Origin of the sequence: Novosphingobium sp., from assembly GCF_027486195.1 — a bacterium.
GTDB lineage: Bacteria > Pseudomonadota > Alphaproteobacteria > Sphingomonadales > Sphingomonadaceae > Novosphingobium.
Genome location: NZ_JAIXPP010000086.1, coordinates 71,527 through 90,916, shown reverse-complemented (window position 1 = coordinate 90,916; position 19,390 = coordinate 71,527). Strand labels below are relative to the sequence as shown.

At 60.5% G+C, this 19,390-nt stretch carries 17 protein-coding genes; 7 read left to right on the top strand and 10 right to left on the bottom strand.

Going from position 1 to position 19,390, the window contains the following annotated elements; genetic code table 11:
- The first annotated feature begins 8 nt into the window (after positions 1–8).
- The 6 genes from Q0071_RS15820 to Q0071_RS15795 all read left to right on the top strand — a co-directional run bounded on the left by Q0071_RS15820 (position 9) and on the right by Q0071_RS15795 (position 8,268).
- The gene (locus Q0071_RS15820; RefSeq protein ID WP_072383923.1) at positions 9–1,154 is read left to right on the top strand and encodes an exonuclease SbcCD subunit D; all 1,146 of its coding nucleotides are present in this window, start codon (positions 9–11) and stop codon (positions 1,152–1,154) included.
- Positions 1,151–4,225: an SMC family ATPase gene (locus Q0071_RS15815; protein ID WP_298171510.1), complete on the top strand. Its 3,075-nt coding sequence runs from the start codon at positions 1,151–1,153 to the stop codon at positions 4,223–4,225. Before Q0071_RS15820 ends, Q0071_RS15815 begins: the two co-directional genes overlap by 4 nt.
- Positions 4,226–4,264: 39 nt before the next feature.
- The gene (locus Q0071_RS15810; protein WP_083554917.1) at positions 4,265–5,734 is read left to right on the top strand and encodes a hypothetical protein; all 1,470 of its coding nucleotides are present in this window, start codon (positions 4,265–4,267) and stop codon (positions 5,732–5,734) included.
- A 294-nt stretch (positions 5,735–6,028) separates the two neighbouring features.
- Positions 6,029–7,096, top strand: coding sequence for an endonuclease NucS domain-containing protein (locus Q0071_RS15805; protein ID WP_298171507.1), 1,068 nt, complete (start codon positions 6,029–6,031; stop codon positions 7,094–7,096).
- 266 nt (positions 7,097–7,362) lie between these two features.
- A complete protein-coding gene (locus Q0071_RS15800; protein ID WP_072383921.1) occupies positions 7,363–7,572 on the top strand; it encodes a hypothetical protein in 210 nt (69 codons plus the stop codon).
- A 30-nt stretch (positions 7,573–7,602) separates the two neighbouring features.
- Positions 7,603–8,268: a hypothetical protein gene (locus Q0071_RS15795; RefSeq protein WP_072383920.1), complete on the top strand. Its 666-nt coding sequence runs from the start codon at positions 7,603–7,605 to the stop codon at positions 8,266–8,268.
- Positions 8,269–8,281: 13 nt separating this feature from the next.
- Here Q0071_RS15795 and Q0071_RS15790 read toward each other — a convergent pair whose 3' ends face one another.
- Positions 8,282–9,064 carry a GntR family transcriptional regulator gene (locus tag Q0071_RS15790; RefSeq protein ID WP_022677998.1) on the bottom strand — a complete coding sequence of 261 codons (783 nt, stop codon included), beginning with the start codon at positions 9,062–9,064 and terminating at the stop codon, positions 8,282–8,284.
- A gap of 179 nt (positions 9,065–9,243) precedes the next feature.
- On the opposite strand from Q0071_RS15790, the gene Q0071_RS15785 reads away from it, so the two are divergent.
- Entirely contained in the window at positions 9,244–9,456 is a 213-nt protein-coding gene (locus Q0071_RS15785) for a hypothetical protein (protein ID WP_298171502.1), read from the top strand.
- 46 nt (positions 9,457–9,502) lie between these two features.
- Here Q0071_RS15785 and Q0071_RS15780 read toward each other — a convergent pair whose 3' ends face one another.
- The 9 genes from Q0071_RS15780 to traW form a co-directional block, all read right to left on the bottom strand.
- Entirely contained in the window at positions 9,503–12,283 is a 2,781-nt protein-coding gene (locus Q0071_RS15780) for a conjugal transfer protein TraG N-terminal domain-containing protein (RefSeq protein WP_072383919.1), read from the bottom strand.
- 28 nt (positions 12,284–12,311) lie between these two features.
- On the bottom strand, positions 12,312–13,643 hold the full coding sequence (locus tag Q0071_RS15775; protein WP_253185918.1) for a conjugal transfer protein TraH: 1,332 nt from the start codon (positions 13,641–13,643) through the stop codon (positions 12,312–12,314).
- Positions 13,644–13,765: 122 nt separating this feature from the next.
- Positions 13,766–14,572 (bottom strand): conjugal transfer protein TraF, encoded by an 807-nt coding sequence (traF, locus tag Q0071_RS15770; protein ID WP_072383917.1) that lies wholly within the window; start codon positions 14,570–14,572, stop codon positions 13,766–13,768.
- Entirely contained in the window at positions 14,569–14,946 is a 378-nt protein-coding gene (locus Q0071_RS15765; protein ID WP_039330795.1) for a hypothetical protein, read from the bottom strand. Before Q0071_RS15765 ends, traF begins: the two co-directional genes overlap by 4 nt.
- The gene (locus tag Q0071_RS15760; RefSeq protein WP_298171496.1) at positions 14,943–16,685 is read right to left on the bottom strand and encodes a conjugal transfer protein TraN; all 1,743 of its coding nucleotides are present in this window, start codon (positions 16,683–16,685) and stop codon (positions 14,943–14,945) included. Before Q0071_RS15760 ends, Q0071_RS15765 begins: the two co-directional genes overlap by 4 nt.
- On the bottom strand, positions 16,682–17,419 hold the full coding sequence (gene trbC / locus Q0071_RS15755; RefSeq protein ID WP_072383915.1) for a type-F conjugative transfer system pilin assembly protein TrbC: 738 nt from the start codon (positions 17,417–17,419) through the stop codon (positions 16,682–16,684). The genes Q0071_RS15760 and trbC overlap by 4 nt, the downstream gene beginning before the upstream one ends.
- A gap of 14 nt (positions 17,420–17,433) precedes the next feature.
- Positions 17,434–18,459, bottom strand: a complete 1,026-nt coding sequence (gene traU, locus Q0071_RS15750) for a conjugal transfer pilus assembly protein TraU (RefSeq protein ID WP_072383914.1) — start codon at positions 18,457–18,459, stop codon at positions 17,434–17,436.
- Positions 18,449–18,727 carry a hypothetical protein gene (locus tag Q0071_RS15745; RefSeq protein ID WP_039330803.1) on the bottom strand — a complete coding sequence of 93 codons (279 nt, stop codon included), beginning with the start codon at positions 18,725–18,727 and terminating at the stop codon, positions 18,449–18,451. Before Q0071_RS15745 ends, traU begins: the two co-directional genes overlap by 11 nt.
- Positions 18,724–19,380, bottom strand: coding sequence for a type-F conjugative transfer system protein TraW (gene traW / locus Q0071_RS15740; protein WP_072383913.1), 657 nt, complete (start codon positions 19,378–19,380; stop codon positions 18,724–18,726). Before traW ends, Q0071_RS15745 begins: the two co-directional genes overlap by 4 nt.
- Between the last annotated feature and the right edge of the window lie 10 nt (positions 19,381–19,390).

Genomic DNA, 19,390 nt, shown 5'->3' with positions numbered 1-19,390 from the left:
ACAGAATAATGCGCATCTTGCACACCAGCGACTGGCATCTGGGCCGCCAATTTCATGGCCTGTCCCTCGATGAAGACCATGACCACATTCTCGTCCAGATCCTCGCGGTGATCGATGATGAACGCCCCGATGTCGTGATCATCGCCGGCGACATTTTTGACCGGGCGAACCCGCCGCAGAACGCGATAACCCGCCTCTCGCAGTTTCTCACAACCGTGCGTGCAGCGTCCGATGCGGCGATCGTTATCATCGCGGGCAACCACGATTCCGCCGCACAAATCGGTGCGATGGGCGTTCTTGCAGATGGCGGCGCGGCGATCGTGCGCGGACCACTGGATGAAGATGAGCGACCGCTCGTGGTTTCCGATGCGCATGGGCCCGTGGCCATTTCCGCCCTGCCCTTTGCCTTCGAATACGCCGCCCGCATGTGCTTCGAAGACGACGGCATCGCCTGCCCGGCAGATGTCATCCGGGCCCAGCTTGCCAGCGCTCGCAAGCACGTGGCCGAGGGAATGCGTTGGGTTGTCGTGGCCCATACCTTTGTCGACGGCGCAGCAACCAGCGAAAGCGAGCGTCCGCTCACGCGCATGGTCGGCGGGATTGAGACGGTATCGGCGGCCGCCTTTGAGGGCGCGCACTATGTGGCCCTTGGGCACCTTCACCGCCCGCAACCGGTGGGACTGGGTCACATCCGTTATTCCGGCGCACCTTTGGCATTCGGGTTCGATGAGGAAGGTCAGCAGAAGTCGGTCAGCCTGATCGACCTTGCGGCCGACGGCACTGTCACGGTGGCCGAAGTGCCGCTGCGGCCGCTGCGTCAGGTGAGAACCATCCGAGGCAAGCTGCTCGAGCTGCTCGCGGCCACGGAAGTGTCCAACGACATCATCCGCGTCGTTCTTACGGACGACGCCCCGCAGATCGACCCGATGAAAAGGATCAGGGCATTCTATCCCAATGCCGTTCAGCTCTCCTACGAGCGCAACGAGCGACCAGCAGAGCTCCGCCTCGAGGAGCAGCGCGCTGCCATTGATGACCCGCAGACGCTCTCCTCCGCATTCCTCGAGTTCATCCGTGGTGAGCCCCTGTCGGAGGCGGAAGGGCAGATTGTGGCCTCCACGCTGCAATCCTTCGCTACGATGGAGGAAGAAGCATGAGGCCCATCAAGCTCACCCTCAGCGCTTTCGGTCCCTATGGCGGCGCGGAGACGATTGATTTCCGCGAGGCGACGGATGCCGGCCTTTTCGGGATTTACGGTCCAACCGGATCAGGAAAGTCGTCGATCTTCAGCGCGATTTCTTTCGCCCTGTTTGGCGAGGGGGCAAAGGAGGAGCAAGGCATCGGTACGATGCGCTCTGACTTTGCGCCTGAGGATCTGCTGACCGAAGTGAGCCTGCAATTCGAACTGGGCTCCAAGCGATATTATGTCAGGCGTCAACCTGACCAGGCACGGCCGAAGGCGCGAGGCGAGGGTCACACCATGAAGCCACACGCTGCCTGGCTGTTCGACGTATCGGACGTCGCAATCGATGATGTCGGTCCGGATAACTCGGGCGTTCCGATCGCAGAAAAGAAGGTCGGCGCCGTCCTCAGCCACGTCGAAGGTCTTCTCGGCTATGGCGCACAACAGTTCCGCCAGATTGTCCTGTTGCCGCAAGGGAGGTTCGAGCGTTTCCTAGTGTCGAACAGCAAGGACCGGCTCGAGATTCTGCGGGAGCTGTTCGACGTCTCTCTGTACCGCCGGCTCACCGAAAAGCTCAAAGCCGATGCCGCGAACATCAGACGCGAGATCGAAGACGGCTACCGCTTACACGCAAGCCGCCTTCAAACCGAGGGCTACAGCAGCTCGGACGAGCTCGCCGACGGCATCGCCTCGGCACTTGAACGGTACGAATTTGCCCAGCTGGCAGTCTCGGAGACAGCGGCCGTGCTCGCTGTTGCCAACAAAGCCTATGCGGCCGCTGAAGAGCAGGAAAAGCGCTTTGTCGAAGTCGAGGCTGCGTCGGCTGCACTCAAGCAGCTCGAGGCACAGGGCCAGACTTTCGAGGTGATGCGAACCCGCAGATTCCAGGCCGATTTGGCGCGGCGCATATCGGACCTCGACGCCAGCGTTGCCGATGCCCAGAGGCGCTACCGCGAAGCGATTGATGCGCACGCCAACGCTGAAGTCGGAGCACGAGAGGCAAGCGAGGCTCTTTCGGCAGCGAATGCGACGCTGCTCGATCTCCGCTCCCGCGATCATGAGATCGAAGACATCACGCGCAAGATCGACCAGCTGAACCGCCACAAGCAAGTTCTGGTGGATGCCGCCGAGCGTCTGGCTGGCCTTGAAGCCGCCGAGGCAGGGCTGGAAAAAGCAAAACAGGCTCACTCTCAAGCCGCCGACGCTGAGGCACAGGCTGCTGATCTCTGCGAAGAGAAGGAGGCGGCGCTCGCGGCGGCCCAAGCCAATGGTCTTGAGCGACAGAGGCTGAACGCAACTCGCGATGGTTTGAAGAGCGAAGTAGATGCAGCACAGGCCTTCGCAAAGGCGGCGCAAGATTTGGAATTGTCGCAGGAAGCCTGCGAGAAGGCATCAAAGATCGCCCGCGACGCACAGGCCCGCCATACCGAAGCGGTCGCTGTAGCCGAGATGCACGAGCGCGCCTTCCTTGCAGCCCAGGCCAGCGTCCTTGCCCAGCGATTGCAGGACGGGCACCCCTGCCCGGTTTGCGGCGCCAGCGACCACCCCGATCCGGCGCATGATTCAGGCGATGCGGGCGCACTCGAAAAGGCGTGGCGCAATGCTCAGGGCGCTGCGCTTGCCGCTTCAAAGGCTGATCGCGAGGCCCAGGCTGCCGCCAGCTCGGCCCGTGCCACGCTCGACGCGAAACGTGCCGTTCTGGACGGGCTCACGGAGCCAAAGCGCGACGTGAGCGAGATCGATGGCGATCTGCAACACGTGCTTGGCCAGATCAGCAGTTTGGGTCCGGACGTCGATATCGGCCTTCTCACCGAGGAACTGGACGGCGCACGCAAGCGCAAGCTGGCAGCGACGGCGGCCCTCCAACAGGCTCGAGACGCGCTCGGTAAGGCAACGACTGCAGAGGCACTGGCCCGGCAGGCGTATGACGAGAAGATTGCATCGGTCCCCGAGAACCTGCGCCAGCAAGACACTCTGCAGACCACAATCGATACCGCCAGCGCAGACGTGAGCAGCCGGAAGCAGGCTCTTGCCGATGCCGACGCGAGGCAGCGCGAGCTCGATGCCCTTGCGATCAAGGCAGCAGCCGCACTGCAAAGCGCTTCGACCGCAGTCAGCGAAACCGGCATCGATCTCGCCGCAAAGCGATCAGCATTTGAAGCCCGCCTTACCGAGCTTGGGATCGCCGAGGCAGACTATCGCGCGGCGATCCCCGACATTGCCGAGATCCCTGCACTGGAGCAGGCAATCGCGGGTTTTGACACCGCCCTTGTTGAAGCCCGCGCGCGGGAAACGATGGCAAGAAACGCGGTCGGCAACGCGCAGCGGCAAAGCCTCGAACCCTACCGTCTGAGCTGCGCGCAAGCACAGGCCGCCGCCGACGAGGCAGCGAAGCAGAGCGCTGCTGCTCAGCAGAAACACCAATCGCTTGTCGAGCTGCAGACCAGTCTGGCAGACCAGCTTGAGAACCTTCAAGCCCTTGAGCAATCGTCTGGCGCGCTGCGAGGAATTGCGGAAGCCTTCGACGGTCAGAACGAGATGAGGACCAGTCTCGAGACATTCGCCATCGGTGCGATGTTCGATCAGGTTCTCGAAGCAGCGAACCTGCGCCTCGATCCCATGACCAGTGGCCGGTATCGCTTTGAGCGCGACACCGTTAGCGTTGGCGGCCGATCCAAGAGAGGACTGGACGTTCGCGTCCATGATATCGAGACCGGCCGCGCTCGCGAGATCATCACGCTTTCGGGCGGCGAGACCTTCATCGCAGCCTTGTCCCTAGCACTCGGGCTGTCCGACATCGTCGAAATGACAAACGGCGCCATCAGGCTCGACACTATTTTCATCGATGAAGGCTTCGGCAGTCTAGACACCGATAACGACGCCGGCACACTCGATCAGGTCCTGCAGGTGCTTCAAAGTATCGTGGGCGAACGGCGCGCTGTGGGGCTCATCTCTCACGTGCCGTTGGTGCAACAGGCTGTTCCCAATGGATTTACTGTGCACAAAGGTGCCAATGGAAGCCAGATCGAAGTAAGGTCGGTATGAAGCCGTAAGGTGAGCCCTTGCTCACTGCGACGGGAATAAATGGAAGAAGCAGGGGCAAATATGACCACAGCGCGACTGTTCGATCTGAACATCGAGAAGATCCTAGAAGCTTGGGAGAGCGCGCATGCGGTCCGTGAACTGATTGCCAATGCGATCGACGAACAACAATTGACCGACACCCCCGACATCGAGGTCTTCAAGACCGAACATGGCGACTGGATGATCCGCGATTTCGGACGCGGGCTCCGATACGAGCACTTCACACAGAATGAAAACGCCGAGAAGCTCCAGAATGCCGGGAAAGTCATTGGCAAGTTTGGGGTCGGCCTGAAGGATGCGATGGCAACCCTCCATCGCAATGGTGTCGCCGTGATCATTCGGTCCGCCCACGGCGAGATCACGCTAGCCCAGATAGCCAAGCGTGACTTCGATGATGTGGTCACTCTTCATGCCGCGGTTCAGCCATCACCTGATCCGTCGATGGTTGGCACCACAATTCTTCTACGTGGGCTGAGCGATGAGCAGATGGAGAAGGCAAAAAGTTTCTTCCTTCGATTTTCCGAGGAGGAAGTGCTCGAATCAACGCGCATCGGCGAGGTTCTTCGACGGAAGCCGAATGTGTCGGCACGGATCTATGTAGCTGGCCTTTTGGTGGCCGAAGAGGAGAACTTCGCGTTCTCCTATAACATCACAGCCCTCACTGAGCCGATGCGCAAAGCACTCAATCGTGAGCGAACCAACGTAGGCCGCACAGCCTACTCTGATCGCGTGAAGCAGATGCTGCTCAATGCGACCACAGCGGAAATCGGTTCGGAGCTTGCTGACCAGTTGCAGGCATTACAATCAGGCCTCGGCAGCGACGAAGTTCGATGGAAGGAGGTGGCAATTCACGCCGTTCGGATCCTCAGCGGCAGCGGCAAATACCTATTTGTCACCGCCGATCAATTGATGACCAATTCGTCCTCGGTGGATCATGCCCGGAACGATGGCATCAAGATCATCACGATACCCGACAGCATTCAGAGAGACGTTGTCGGCATGACGGATCTCAGCGGTGAGCCGATCCGTGATCTCGGCCAATATCAGACAGAGTGGAACGATAGCTTCGTATTTGATTTCGTGGAGCCCAGCTCTCTTTCAGCTGCAGAGCGAGCGGTTTTTGAGAAGGTGGAGGACATCGTCGCGCTTGTTGGCGGATTGCCCCAAAATGTGCAGTCGGTTCGCGTGAGCAATACGATGCGGGTGGAACTTGCGACGGGCAGCGATGCTCTGGGACTATGGGATGGCTCTACCCAGTCGATCGTCATCCGTCGCGACCAGCTCTCTTCGGTTTCGAGTTTTGCGGGCACACTGCTTCATGAGATCGTCCACGCCCGCACCGGGTTCGACGATGTCACGCGAGATTTTGAGAACGCGCTTACAGATGTGATCGGTCAAACGGCTGCAACGGCAATTGCATCCGTTCGAAGGCCGAAGTCGCTTCTCACCGGTCTGTTTGGCCGTGCTTGAGCTGAGCACGACGCAACCGATGCCAATGTTTGTCGGTCATTGCTGGAGGAGCTTGCGGGTGATGATCATAGTTTGATGACGGTGCCTGCTGGCCACCGTGCCCGACGACGTCTTCCTTAGCGGGCAGGATACAGCGGCAGCCTCATCCTGTTGTAAATATCGGCAATGGCCTCGTAAGCTATTGTTCGTTCATGTGGAAGGACAACTGGCTTCATGGGCAGATATCTCTAGATCACAAATATTCGCAACGCATCGAGAGCCTGCGGGGTCTGCGTATACAAAAAGGGGCAATCCGTGAGCGGAACAATCTCGGCAGATGCACTTGGGCGCCTACGCGCTGCAAAAGCGGCAATGCAGAAGGACGGTGATATCCGAGAGATTCTCGAGTCGCGGGATAGCGTCGTCGATCGCTATGGCCCACAATTCCAGCCTGGCCAAATCGAACAGATCGACGAGAAGGTATTGCGCTCCTTTCTTCTTATAGAGAACAACAAGCATTGGTCTGGGCTCTTTCGGCAGAGCAACCGTATTTGTGCTGACATGACCGCAACTCGGGCCGCACTCGCAGCGTTGGTCGATGAAAGCCGGCCGATCGAGGAACGAACCCGGCCTGCGACCGAGATAAAGGGTCTAGGCAAAGGGATCATCACAGCGATCCTTCTCGTAGCATACCCAAACAAGTATGGTGTCTGGAACAATACGTCGGAGAGCGGGCTGATCGACCTTGATCTGATGCCTGACTGGCCGCGCGGAGCGAGCTTTGGCGTACGCTATGCCGCAATTAATGGCGTTCTGAACGAACTCGCCAGAGAACTTGAGGTCGACCTTTGGACGCTCGACACCATTTGGTGGTATCTGTCAGGCGATAAGGAAGAGACCGAGGTCGACTCTGAAACCCCACTGACCGCTGATTCCCCAACAGGACAAGTTGCAGCCCGCTTCGCGATCGAGCGGCATCTGCATGACTACCTCTTCGACAATTGGTCTCAGCTCGAACTGTCCAGGGACTGGGATATCTACGTTCGAGACGGGGAGCCGGACGCAGGATACGAGTTTCCGACTCCGATCGGACGGATCGACCTTTTGGCTAAGCACAAGCACGAGTCGAAATGGCTCGTGATCGAGCTTAAGCGCGACAAGTCGTCGGACGCAGTAGTAGGGCAGATACTGCGCTACATCGGATGGATAAGCGCTCACCTCGCTCAGCCAAGCGAGACCGTGGAGGGGCTGGTCATCGCCGCGCGGGGCGAAGACAAGCTCCACTATGCGCTTAGCGCGGTGCCCTCCGTCTCGTTCAAAAGCTACGAAGTGGAGTTTCGGCTGAAAGACGGCCCCTCGTTCGATGAGTTCTCGCGCCCCTAATCGGTTTTGCTTACGGAAAGCTTGCCGATGAGGTGAAGCGCAGATTGAAACATGTCTTGGCAGTGGTCAGGTATCCAGCCTCGCGGCTTTGCTGATCGCAACTTTCGCAGACAACAGTAAGGTCTGCCTAAGAGGGCAATCGGTAGCGGTTTCGCAGTACGGTACAAGGAACTAGCAAGATGCGAAGCGGTCTATAGTCGACAAGGTGGCTCGACAGTTCGCGGATTATCGGCCTAGATTTGAATCAGTTTTCAGCGGGAGCTTTGATGGGGCATTACGAGGATTTCAAGCGCTTGCTCGCCGCCATTGAAGCATATCGGAGGGATGCTAGCATTCCGGTCGAAGCTGAACAGATCGACGCAGCTTGCGAACGAATTCTGACCCATGATCCCTTTGATGAAACCGCCATTGAATGGAAACGGATTGCTGAATTGGTGAAGGAGCTCAACGGGGGCGATTGGCCGCCGACCGGTTGATGATCCACCCTTCGCTGCTATCCTCCGGCAATGCCCAACGGAATCGACCAACTCTATCGGACCGCGATCGAGAAGCTCGCCAAAAGCGCTGATGCCGATATCGAGCATCTCCGCCGCGCAGTGATCAGGGGCGACGGTGTACCCCTTGAGCCCGACCCACGCCTTCTCGCCGAGGCGTCCGGTAAAGGCGCGGATTGGGGGGAATATGCGTTTGGGGAACTCCGCGCATTTGGCTTCATTGTGGCGGATGTGGCTAGGTTTGTTTGGTATCGGCCGACGAAGAACGAAATGTGGGAGCGGCAGGCGGTTCTAGCCGGGATCGAGGCTACGGCTATCGTCAGACTGGTCTCGATGGACCTTTCTCCTGCCATCCCTGAAATACAAAGGCGGCTAGAAGCATTCGACCGAACTGCGGCTTCCGGCAAAGCGCTCGCCTCACTCCTCGCGCACCAGAAATTGATGGTCAGTGTCGTCGCAGCGACAGGCGAAGTCGCCACGCTCGAGGAATATGCAAGGCGCGCCAGCGTTGCACAGGTCTATGCGCGAGCAGCGACCCTGGAGCTGACGGATATAGAGGGCATGACGACATCTGCCCGAACCATGGTCCAATTGCTTTGTAAGGGCGACGCGCGCGATTGCGCTGCCGCTGCGACTGCCATGCGGATCCACCCCCGGCAGCCCGCCTTTGCGGCTTGAGGTGTGAGCGCTGCTACAAGGGATGCGCGGCCGCGCCGGCATCACTCAGTGGACCAAGCAGCGGGCGCGCGGCCTTCGTACTCCCCGTATACGTCGGCAATCCGCTGACCTGGGGCTCGATGGCCTGAAGGGCGTGATACTGGGCGCTTTTTGGAAAGTCTTTGCGCTCCATCTGCTCGATCAACTTGTGGAGCGCCGGCGCGGTTGAATCGAAGAAGAAGCGGCTCGCTTTCCGTACGCCATCAAGATCACCCGCGCGCGCCGCGACCAGATAGCTGTCCGCAGCTTCAACCAGGAAACCCGTGCGCTCGGCATAGATGTCCGAGAGCCAGAGTAGCCTGAAAAAGGCCTGCGGGATGAACTGCTCGACCAGCTCGGACAAGGTGCTCTGCGGTCCTCCCAAAATGATCGTCGCGAAGGACATCGCCCCGAGAAAGAACGCCTCATCCTCCACTGCATGGCTGCGGACGTCCTTCTCAAGGCTCTCGGCCACCGCCTGCAACCGCGAACCTCCCGCCAATGCCAGACGAAGGGCGCCGATCTCGACGATCGCTCCCAGCGCAAGGCGCCATTCCTCGATCTGTTCTCTCGTGAAGGTCGAAACAACATAGGCACGGCCACGCTTGGTGAGATAGCCCCCGACACCCAGCGACACCAGAAGATGGCGAGCCATCGACAACGACACGCCGGTATGCGCGACAATGTCGTCAGCGGTCATCGACGTACCGGGCGGCAAGTCGCCCAGCATGACCCGCTCACGCAGCTCGATATAGGTCGCGTCAATCTTCGACAGCATGAATTCCCCACGGCCCGCCAGACATGGCGCTTGCCGCTCTCTCCGGGTTTCAACTTAGCATAACGCCTGCGAAATGCAGCCTCCTATGCTGCTTCGCTCAACTCCAGCCAGTCCCCAACACCACCTCCAATCGTTGTCATCGAACCATGATAATGGTATGTTCAGATTGGAGAAAGACGATGGAAGACTATGAAAACTGGCGAACTGTCGATTTCTCGAAACGAGCAATACCTGACGACCTGACTGGGAATGGTGATCCAGATTTCTTGAAATCACGTATTCCAGAAAACGATGCCCGATCTCATCTGGATAGCCACCCCAGAAACAGCGCTGGACCTTGGATCGTGATTTTGGTTTCCATCGGTTTCACCGCATTCAGCTTGCTCAGCTGATAACTGCGAGATCGTATCCGGGCGCTGCCACAACTCCCCATCCGCTCTACCGCTGATCTCGATCATAGAACCGTTCATTGAAGCGCTCGTCAGCGCCACCTGAAGTAGAACGACCCCCGTCAAATTCCCGACGCCGATCATCAAAGCGGGTGCCATTGGCCTCGTAGCGCTCCTTCAGGCTCCCCTGCCCTTCGCTTATCCGAGCACCAATCGAGTCATCGGTCGATCCCTCGACAAGATTCCGGGAGCTTCCGCCAGAACGCTGTGGCGCTCGAGCCCTAAGGTCAGTTTCGGTGAAGCTACCGGGCCCGGCGACTTTGCCGGTAAGCGTTCCCTTTTCCGGGATGAGATCATTGAAAGGCGCCACCCGCTGATCGTAGTAGTCGGAGATGATCTCGCGCGCGACAAGCTCGTAGACAGCCTGCTCTTGCGGACTGTAGTCGGTTCGAGCAAGGCTGGGTGCAGTGATCCCGAGTTCCGCCGCCTTTTCCTGATAGCGGCTTGCCACGATCTGGCTCATGTCGAAGGCGAGACTAGCACCAAATCCCTCCCGTGTAGAGGTACTGTCGGTGAGTGATGTCGCCAGCTCGTCAATCTGGGCGATCCGCTGATCGATCCGCCGGATCTCCTCGAGTGCACGTTCACGCGAGTAGGCGTTCTCGGAATAGCCCTCACTCCGGCTGAAGCTTCCGCTTTGAGCGTAGCTCCCACTGTCTTGCGTGACATTCGAACCATTCGAACGATTGTCCGAAGTCGAGGACTCGAAGCCCTGCGTTTCGTTCCGATCATTTCCTCGAGAGACAACGTCTGTTCGCTGGCGGCTACCGCTGATGCCAGCTTGGACACCTCCATTGGCGCCCACACTCCCCTTGCCCCCAGGCCCGCCATCGCCACCTCGAGTGCCTGCAACGCTGCCGGACAACCCGACACTGCCGCTGCGGCTCGTCTCGAGACGATCAATGTTGGTTTGCTGATCTCCCCTCGACCGCGTGACACGATCGCTTTCGCTGACGGTGTCCCTGGCATCCAGCGACTGATTGTCGAACCGCTGCAGGTTCTCGCCCGAGCGATAGCCCGCCGATCTTTCACTGCCACTCGAGTTGCGCACTCCGCTGGTTTGCCGCGTCGAGGTACGGTCGAGGAACGAAAGTGCGCGCGACCGCTCTTCCGAAAGAGTGTTCCGCGCCGTCTCAAGTTCAGAAAGGGTCTGCTGCCGCTCGGCATTGGCGAACTGGCTGAGCGACGCGCCGAACGCCAATCGGCTCATGCCCGGCGACGTGTCAAAGACGCTCGCACCATCCGTCATGGTCTTTGTCGTTGTCCCATTCGCATTGACCGTCGACATGACCGGCGCCCCGCCGGTGAAGGAGGGAGCGGCATTCCATTGTTCGGACTGCCGGTTGAAGCTTGAGAGGTTCATGAAGCTCTCGTTCCCGTAGGAATAGTTGCCGGTCGTACGCTCGACGGCAGCCGCTTCGGCTGCCGCCTGCGCTGGGGCAAGCATCGAGGTCGCTTGCGACGAGACGGCCATGGCCCCTTTCGCCATTCCGCCGGCGAGGAAGGGGATCGACATCATTAGAAAGCCCGCGATCGTTGCCGTATCCGCATTGACCGCATCGATGCCCGCCATCCCCGCCATGGTAATCCCGCCCGGTGCGGTGGCGTTCAGGGCATCGGAAGCGCGGTCCATGATGAACATGTGCAGGACCACATAAAGCGGCCCCCACGCAGCTAGGTAGAAGAACCCTGTGAAGTAGCCCTTGAGCGCCATCGTACCTGTCCGCGGCATGAGAAACAGCGGAAAGATGACCGGGAACATCGCATAAAAGACCACCGTCAGGACGATGTTGAGAAGCGGCACCCAAGTCATCGCCTGCTGAGCGATCGAGCTGTAGGTGTTGCGCGCCTGCTCCTCTGCTCGAAGCATCGCAAAGGTATCGCCGTCCGCGGCCCCAAGATTGGCCCGCGCCTCGAGGAAAGCGTTCACCAGCGAGCGCTGCTGGAAAACCTGCTGAGCTGTCTGCGAGCTCCCGTGGAACTGGTTTGCGATCACAGGGAGATCAGAAACCAGCTTCGCTCTCGCCAGAGCTGGCGTCAGGCCGGGGAACAGCTTGCGGCCCTCTTGCTGCAGACCCAGCTCGGTATAGGCGGTGATGCCAGTCTGCAGCTCGCTATAGGCATTCTGGCAGGTGACGATGATCGGTGGCCCGCTCGCAGGCAGGAACTTCATTCCCCGCGCCGGAGACCCAGGCCCCATATCGGCAAGGATGTTGTTCGAGTTGGCGATTGTGTCGAAAGAGGTGTGTCCGAGCAGAATGTCGTAGAACAGACACTGCTTGAAGTACTCTCCGAGGTTTGCGCTTATCCGCGGGTCGCGAATCTGAAAGTCGCGGGTCCGGTCCCAAAGCCGCGCACCGTAGATCATCCCGTTGGTCGACATCTGCAATGCACCTGGCATCACGAAGACCGTTTCGGCGGTGCGTGTCAGCCAGTCCCCGGCCTGGCTGCTGACCGACGCGATCATCGCCAGACCGATGGGCACGTTGGCAACCGTGGCCGGCGCGAGCGAGGGATTGAGGCGATCGGTAATCCGGACCGAGGTCACTGGGACGACCAGAGCGCCGTAGATCAGTGTCGCACCTAGAAACCAGTTGAACCAGGCCCGCCAGTCGAGACTGAAAGCCACGATGAGCAGGGTATAAATGAGCCCGATCACCATCACGACACGCAGCAGCGCGCGGAAACCCCCTCCCCCGGTCCAGGCGCTGACCGCATTGAAGATGTTGACCAGGTACTCGCCTCCACCGATCGTGAAGATCTCCATCATCGCTCGTCCTTCCTGCCGCGCGCCGGGCCTATTGCAGGCCCTGATTTGAGAGGGATGTGCTGAATCGCAGCGCAGCCGACATCTGGGGCGAAAGGTTGTTACGCAACGTGCCCTCGAGGAAAACAGCCCGCTGAACGACATGCTGGGTCCGTTCGAGGCGGAGGTTCATCCCTTGGGAATATGTGTCGAGCACCTGTCGGACCGAGACGATCTGCGCGCGCCACTGTGACAGTGCTTCCTCATTGGCATTCTGGAAGGAGCCGACGCCGCGCGAGGCATAGCCGTAATACTGCTGTGCCAGCGCATCGAGGAGGTCCATCGCGACGATCTCGGCAAGATCGTTCATGTCATTGGCTGTCATGCCGCCAAGCGTTGCGGCCGCGTTGACCGAGATGATCTTGTAGAGGGGGATGGTCGTGGCTCCCAGAAGACCAATCTCATCAGGCGTGAGAGCAGCATTGCTGCGCACCTTGCCGTTCATGCTCTCGATCATCGCCCTCACACGCGGCTTCAGGGCCTGCGAGGCAGAAACAGACATGCTCTGCGTGGTGGGATTGAGGCACTTGTCGCTCGTGTCGCACTTCAGCATCGTGACCGAGCCCCCGCCATCGAGCAGCGCGGTCAGCAAAGCCCGGTCTCCCTGCCCGACGAACTGGTAACCGCGTTTGCCGCTGGCATCGCCGTCCTGATAGAAGATCACCGTGCCGACGAAGGTCATCAGGTATTCGCGGAAGTTCACCGAGAAACTGGGGTAGCTCTGCTTCAGCATCTCCCACGTGAAATTGTAGCTGGCCGCGGGAATGGCGGGATCCTTGTTCGCCTTCAGGGTCGCCTCGCGCTGCCCACCCGTCCCGCATTCATGCCGCCCCTTGGCCCAGTCGGAGAACAGGCCCTGGCTGTTCCCGATCGACTTGCAGATCTCCGACGACATGCGATCGGACTTGCCCCACAGGCCGCCGACGAGGTTCTGTGCGGTCTCGCAGCTGTTCATGTTGAACTGGTTCATCTGCTGCGCCTTCTGCGCCATTTCCTCAATCGTTGCCGAGATCTGCGGACTGATCGACTTGATCGCGAGCTGGAAGGCAAAGCCGAGCGCATTGTTGGCCGTCGCCTTGAGCATCGCCACGATCTCGTCCGAATTGATGAACGAGAAGGAACCCGAGAAGACATCGATACCCCCGCAGCCGGCTTTGACCGAGGGCAGCTGGAGATTGACCGGGTTGACGCTCCTTTGCGGGAAACGGGTCCAGATGTTGCCGCCTGAATAGTAGCCCGCAGACTGGCCCTGATAGGCAACCGGCCCGGTGGCGTTCGCAGCCGCGCCCATGTCATTGAAGAAGCTGTTGAGCTCAGACCCCACATTCGCATGAACAGGGCCAGCACCCATGCTGGCAACTGCCAGCGCTGACAAGGCAATCCCCGCTCGCCTCAGGACAGGAGCGAGCAGCCGGGTCGCCGAATTTGGCGTGGAGGTGCGTGCCATCAATAGTCGCTCCCTGGTTCGATCTTGGTGAGGTAGAAGATGCGCTGCATGACCTCGTCGGCCGCCATCACGCCGTAGCCGATCGGAATGGGCTGCTTCGTCTGGGTGTCGAACAGGACAAGGGCAGGAACGGTCCCGCCTTGCAGCCCCATGCGCTGGTACTGGCCGCTGTCGACCACGAAGTTGGGAAACGCCTCGTTGGGGCCACCATCCATCGACACCGCCAGTACCTCGAGGCCGTAACTATCGGACAGGGCCCGCATGACCGGCGAGAATGTCCGGCAGGCCGAGCATGACGAGGAGTAGAAGTAGAACACGCCGTAACGCTGAGTGAGCGCTGCCATCGATCCCTCGCGCTGCTGGCGGCGATCGGTTAGCCAGGTCTGCTTGGCGAGGGTCGAGACTGGACGCTCAAGCGTGTAATCGAGCTCGGGGTTTTGCCAGATTGCACGGCTCCAGACGTCGGCGAAGGTCGACGCACGATCAAGCTGCTCGCGCTGGAAGCGTATGTAGTTGACGATGTTCTCCGAGGTCGGCTCGAGGATCGCGCGCGCCTTGAGCTCGTCGAGCTGGCGGGTAATTGCCGCCATGCGGTCAACCGCAGGCGGGCTCTGGGCCGGCTGCTGTTGGCTTCGCTCCCGCGCCTTGCGTTTGGCCTCTTCCGAATTGCAGTAGAACCAGGTGCCAAGCTTGCGCTCATCGCAATAGAACGCATCGCGCGGGGCGGGGGATGCGCTCTGCGCCACCAAAGGAGCACCGAGCGCCACGCCGAATGCGCTCAGGGCAAGGAAAACAGGCTTATTCATGGGCATTGTCCTTTCCCGAGGTCGAGCATCTGGAGGAGGAAGGCGGTTTTGAAGAGACCACGGCCGCGGTCGATCATGCGGATCATTCCCCCCGAAAGAGTGGTCGTGGCCGCGACGCCGGCTTCCGTCAGGCACAGGCCGCAGTCATCTGTGCCCGAACGGCGCGCCCAATCCTTGTCGAGAAGGCGCGCAACCGAACTCGCGACCTCGCTGCGTGTCGCCGGATGCAGGAACCAGTCTTCGATCCGCGCAAGAAGATCGGCCTCGGTCCGCGCGAGATCGCGACCGATCGCAACCGCAACCGCCAGATCGAGAACCTCAGCAGATGGGAAAGGTCGTTCTCTCCCGAATGGCAGGACCGTGGCACCGGTCATGATCCGGTCCCTCCATGACGAGTATAGTAGCTCTCGATTTTCTGCTGAATCTGGATCGACATCTCGATCTCACTGGGCAGCTTTGCCGCGTCGACGAACTCGGCGTAGACCTCTCGGAAGTCCATGCGGCTGAGATCGAGCTGCTGGAATTGTGCGATCAGGAAGCCGTCGCAGTCAGGTTGCTTCGGGGTTCCCCACTGCATGCCGAGCTGGGCCTTCCCCTGCTGGTTGAGGATGCGGACCAGCTTGCTTCCGTAGCAGCAGTAGGACTGCTTGCGGGTTACGCAGACTCCGAGGACGCGCGCTGAACAATAGGTGCCGACAAAGTGGCAGAGGCCAGCATCATCGCGCTTGTCGACCTCGCGGTCCTCGCGGTCGCACAGGAACGGTGTCAGGAGCGGAACGCCCTTCCCGCTACAGCAGTTCGAGAGGCCAAAAATCTTCCGGGTGCAACGCAGATGCTCGCCGCTGAAGATCTTCAACTGGTCGGGATCGAAGCCATCGCGCAGGTTCCCCATCACGTTCATGGCGACCATCGCGTCCTTGAACTCGGTGGACGCCTCGCGCGTCACCTGCGTGCATTCGCCGTCGATGCAGTAGAGGTCGCCCGCGCAGACATAGGCGGCTGAAGCGGAGGTGCCCGTTTGGGGAAGGGTGCACTGGTACCAGCGGTCGTGGACATTGCAGGTCACGCCATCGGGCTCGAAGCTCAGGCATTCATCATGACTGAACTTGCAATCAGAGCGTGCTTCCAACGCGGCGCAGTCATTGGCCGGTGCCACACCCTGGCACTGATAGGTGCGCTGCCACTCCCAACAGCTTCGCGTAACCGAAAGACCATTGATCACCCGCGTCTCGTCAGGGGCCGTGCAGACCTCGCTAGCTAGGGTGCAGGTGGCGCCATTGGTGGCACTCCGGCAAGCAGCTTCGTCTATCGTTTCGCCGACGATCCGAGCAGTGTTTCGCTCGACTCCGCCCGGCACGCCGCTGAGCCTTGAAGGGCATTGCCAGACCTGGCGGTAGATCGGCTCTCCAGGCTCCGAACACCATTTGCGGCCGTTATCTTCTGCTACCCACTGCAGGCACCGCTGACCGATGCGCACGCTCCTCTCGAGGGTGCAGGAACCCGAACCCTGCGCATTGGCAAGCATCGGGCACATGTCGGTTCGCTCGGCAAACTCGTCGGTTTCACAAGCATATTCCCAGGAGCGCCGCCCTTCGGTCTGAACGCTAAGCGCGGCATTGCATGTCCGTGGTGCGTCAAAGGGCTGCGACCCGCTGTTGCAGCTTTCAAGATAGGTCGTTGCGCCATCGCCGCCCGGGGGAAGCGGCGAACAGGTGTTGGCTTCCCCTCCGATCCCAGCTCCCGCCCCGAGGTAACGATCGGGATCGCCCTCAATTGCCGAGGCAGACGACAAATCGATCGTCGCAGGATCGACGACCTTGCGGCGCGGATCAATGACCGTCCGGTATTGCTCCTGGTAGCGCTGTGCTTCGCCGGCCGTCGTCAACCCCTTGGGGTCATCGACATAGCGCCGTGCTGGAATGTCCGTCCCGCCAAAACCGGGCACACTTGCTTCACTGCCAGCGCTCAGAATAGTCGAGTTCGTGCCATCGCGCAGGCTGCGGGCCATGGCCTCGCCATCGGCGCGCGCATCGCCAGATGTCATCTGGGCATGAGCAAGGTGCCCGGACGCGAGCAACGCAAGACAGGCAAATGACAGCCGCACCGGGTTCACCGCGCAGTCCTCATGTTCGCGAGCGCGACCCGAGACACTGGTGCGCCCGGGCCGTTGGCGTCAGCAAAAGTTTCGAGCACATAGGCCACGCTCACATTGCCCGCGATCCGGTCGTTGGGTGGCGGCGCGGTTACGCAGTCGAGTTGGTCGCAAGGCTCAAAATCCGTCGAGAGAGCCACGAAGGTCGGCACCCGATCAACACGGAGCGAGCGAAACAGCCGCGGGTCGATCGCCACGTTGGTGGCCCCGGCCTGGTCCACAACCTTGCGGATACCCGTGATGAAGGCTTGGGGATTGCCGGAGGAAAAGCCACGGAAAACCACGACGCCCCCAGCCTTGGTCGTGTCCGCAATAAGCCGGGCGAGCGCGTCCTCCGGCATCGACAGGCTGGCAAAGGCAATGAAAAGCGGCGCGCCCTTGGGCTGAACATTGCCGGCCTTTGCGCCGGTTACGATCGCGTCGAAATCAATGGCGCCTTTGACTCCTCCCATGTCCGATACATCGAGATCCTGCACGGAAGCCTTGGCTGCATCGACGACACCTTGCGCCTCACTGCGATGCGCCTCGCTCCTTGCGGTCGCGAAATCGAACAGTTCTTGCGCATCGGCCTGCGCCGCGTGCCCGCGCGCCTCGATAGCCTGAATATCGATACCTTCAACGGTCTGGGCGAAGACCGCCACCGCAAAGCCTGCAAGACCGACACCTGTAAGACAGAAAGCGAGCGTGCGGTTCACTATCCCTCTCCCGGCTAAAGGACGCAGCAGTTGCGCTTGCGCCAGACAAGGAAGCCCACGTCTTCACCCTTCACAGGGTAGACCTGACCCGCCTTGGGCAAGAGCGTTGTGGCGCCGATGGGCGAACAGGCCTCGCGTCCGCTCACCATTGCGGTTGGGTTCACCTGCTGCAGGCGGTACTGGCTCTTCTTGAGGATCGGCATGAGATACTTGGAGCACAGCGCCTTCGGACCGCTGGTGCCCCAGGCCAGGCCCTGCCGGTGCATCTTGTAGATCATCCGCTCGGCCGCGAGCCGGGCAGATTGCTTCATGCCAACGTTCGCGCCGATGTTGCCGTTCATCGGGTACATCGGACCCTGACAGCCCGAGCACCAGAACAGCTCATCCATCGGCAGCTTTGCGCTCGCCGAAATGCAATCGGCCGAGCAGGCGGCTTGCGCCAACGGCGAAGTAAACAGGGCCGCCTCGGGATTGAGCAGAGTGGTCAGCTCATCATCCTGCCAAAGGGGATCAATCTCACTCAGATAGGCAACATCGAAGGAGCTCGCCTCGAGGCACAGGAAGTCCGTGACGACCTCTAGCCAGTAGAGCAGCGGGTAGATGTAGTAATGGACGTGGTACTTGGCGCTGTTCTGCGCCTGACCGCCAACCTGTGAGGAATCGGAGGCATAGCCATTGCCGATCGAGAAACCGGGATTGAGTTTGATCCCGCCGAGATTGGGGAAACACCAGGGCTTTGTCGTGACGTCGACGAGCCGCACCGGCTCCCAGAAACCCATCGCGAGGCCAATGCGCGGAACAGGAGTGCCGCACGCACAGATCGGGAGGTCCGGATTCTTGGTGTCGGCCCGGGAGGACGGCCAGATTTTGAGCGAGCCGAGCGAGAGCGGGAACATGCAACCCCAACACACATCGGTGACAGGATTGACGAAGCTGCCCGAGCAGCGGCCAGGCCCGGCCGGAAGACCTTGAGCCGCTGCCGGCGTTGCCAGCGCTGCTACCAGCAGAGCCACGATGGGAGCCAGAAGCCTACCCAGCATCCTGGTCCTCCCTGCCCTGCATGAGCCACGCATCGTCGGCCGCATTTTTGGCCTTCAGCCAGAGCCAACCCTGAACGATGACAAAGGTGACGGTGGCGCCCAGCCAGGGAAACGCCAGAGGGCGTGACAACGTGCGCAGCTCGCCAAAGAAGAGAACTGTTGCGGAGAGCACTGCGCAGCCCATGATCACTCGGATGCGGGCGCCTCGCAGCATCGGCGTTTCGGGGGCAGCGAGCGGGACCGGCAAAAGATCGCGCCACCCGGTCATGTCGGCTGCCCCTTGCGGCGGATGACATGCTCGGTGACCTGCAGCAGATCACCCTTGCGCTCGACCACGGCCGGCGTGTGGCGGATACCGAAATGCGTTATCAGGCGCCCATCTTGGTCGAAGTAGAAGCGTCGGCGATGCGTTTGCATCTGGGTGAACGGCGAGCCGTCGACGAAGATGATCTTGGCCGCTTCATCGCCTCCCCGCTGCATGGCCCAGGCGAGCTCTGCTGGATCGTTGCCATTGATGAAGACGAGCTTCTTCGAAAGACCCGTATAGCTCAGCGGATTGACGCGCTGACCTGCGACAGCAATGAGATTGCCGCGATCGTCGCGAATGTCGTTCTCGACCACGATGGCAGGATCAAACTCCCAGCTGCGGGTCTCACCCGCAGGGCTCATCCCGGCAACAGCCACCGGCTGCATGACCCGCTGCGTGACCTTCTCGGCAAACTGGCGGTTCAGCGCATCAATCTTGCCGCTCGCCTGCGCCGTATCGAGACGGGCCTTGATGACCGCCAGGAGGTCAGGCTCGATAACGGGCCAGGTCTGACCCATTTGTCCATGATCGACGCCCACGCGCGTGGGCGGAACGGGCACGCCTGCACCGATCGCGAACGGCGTCAGCACCGCAAGAAGGATTCCGCGCTTCACAGGCCCGCCC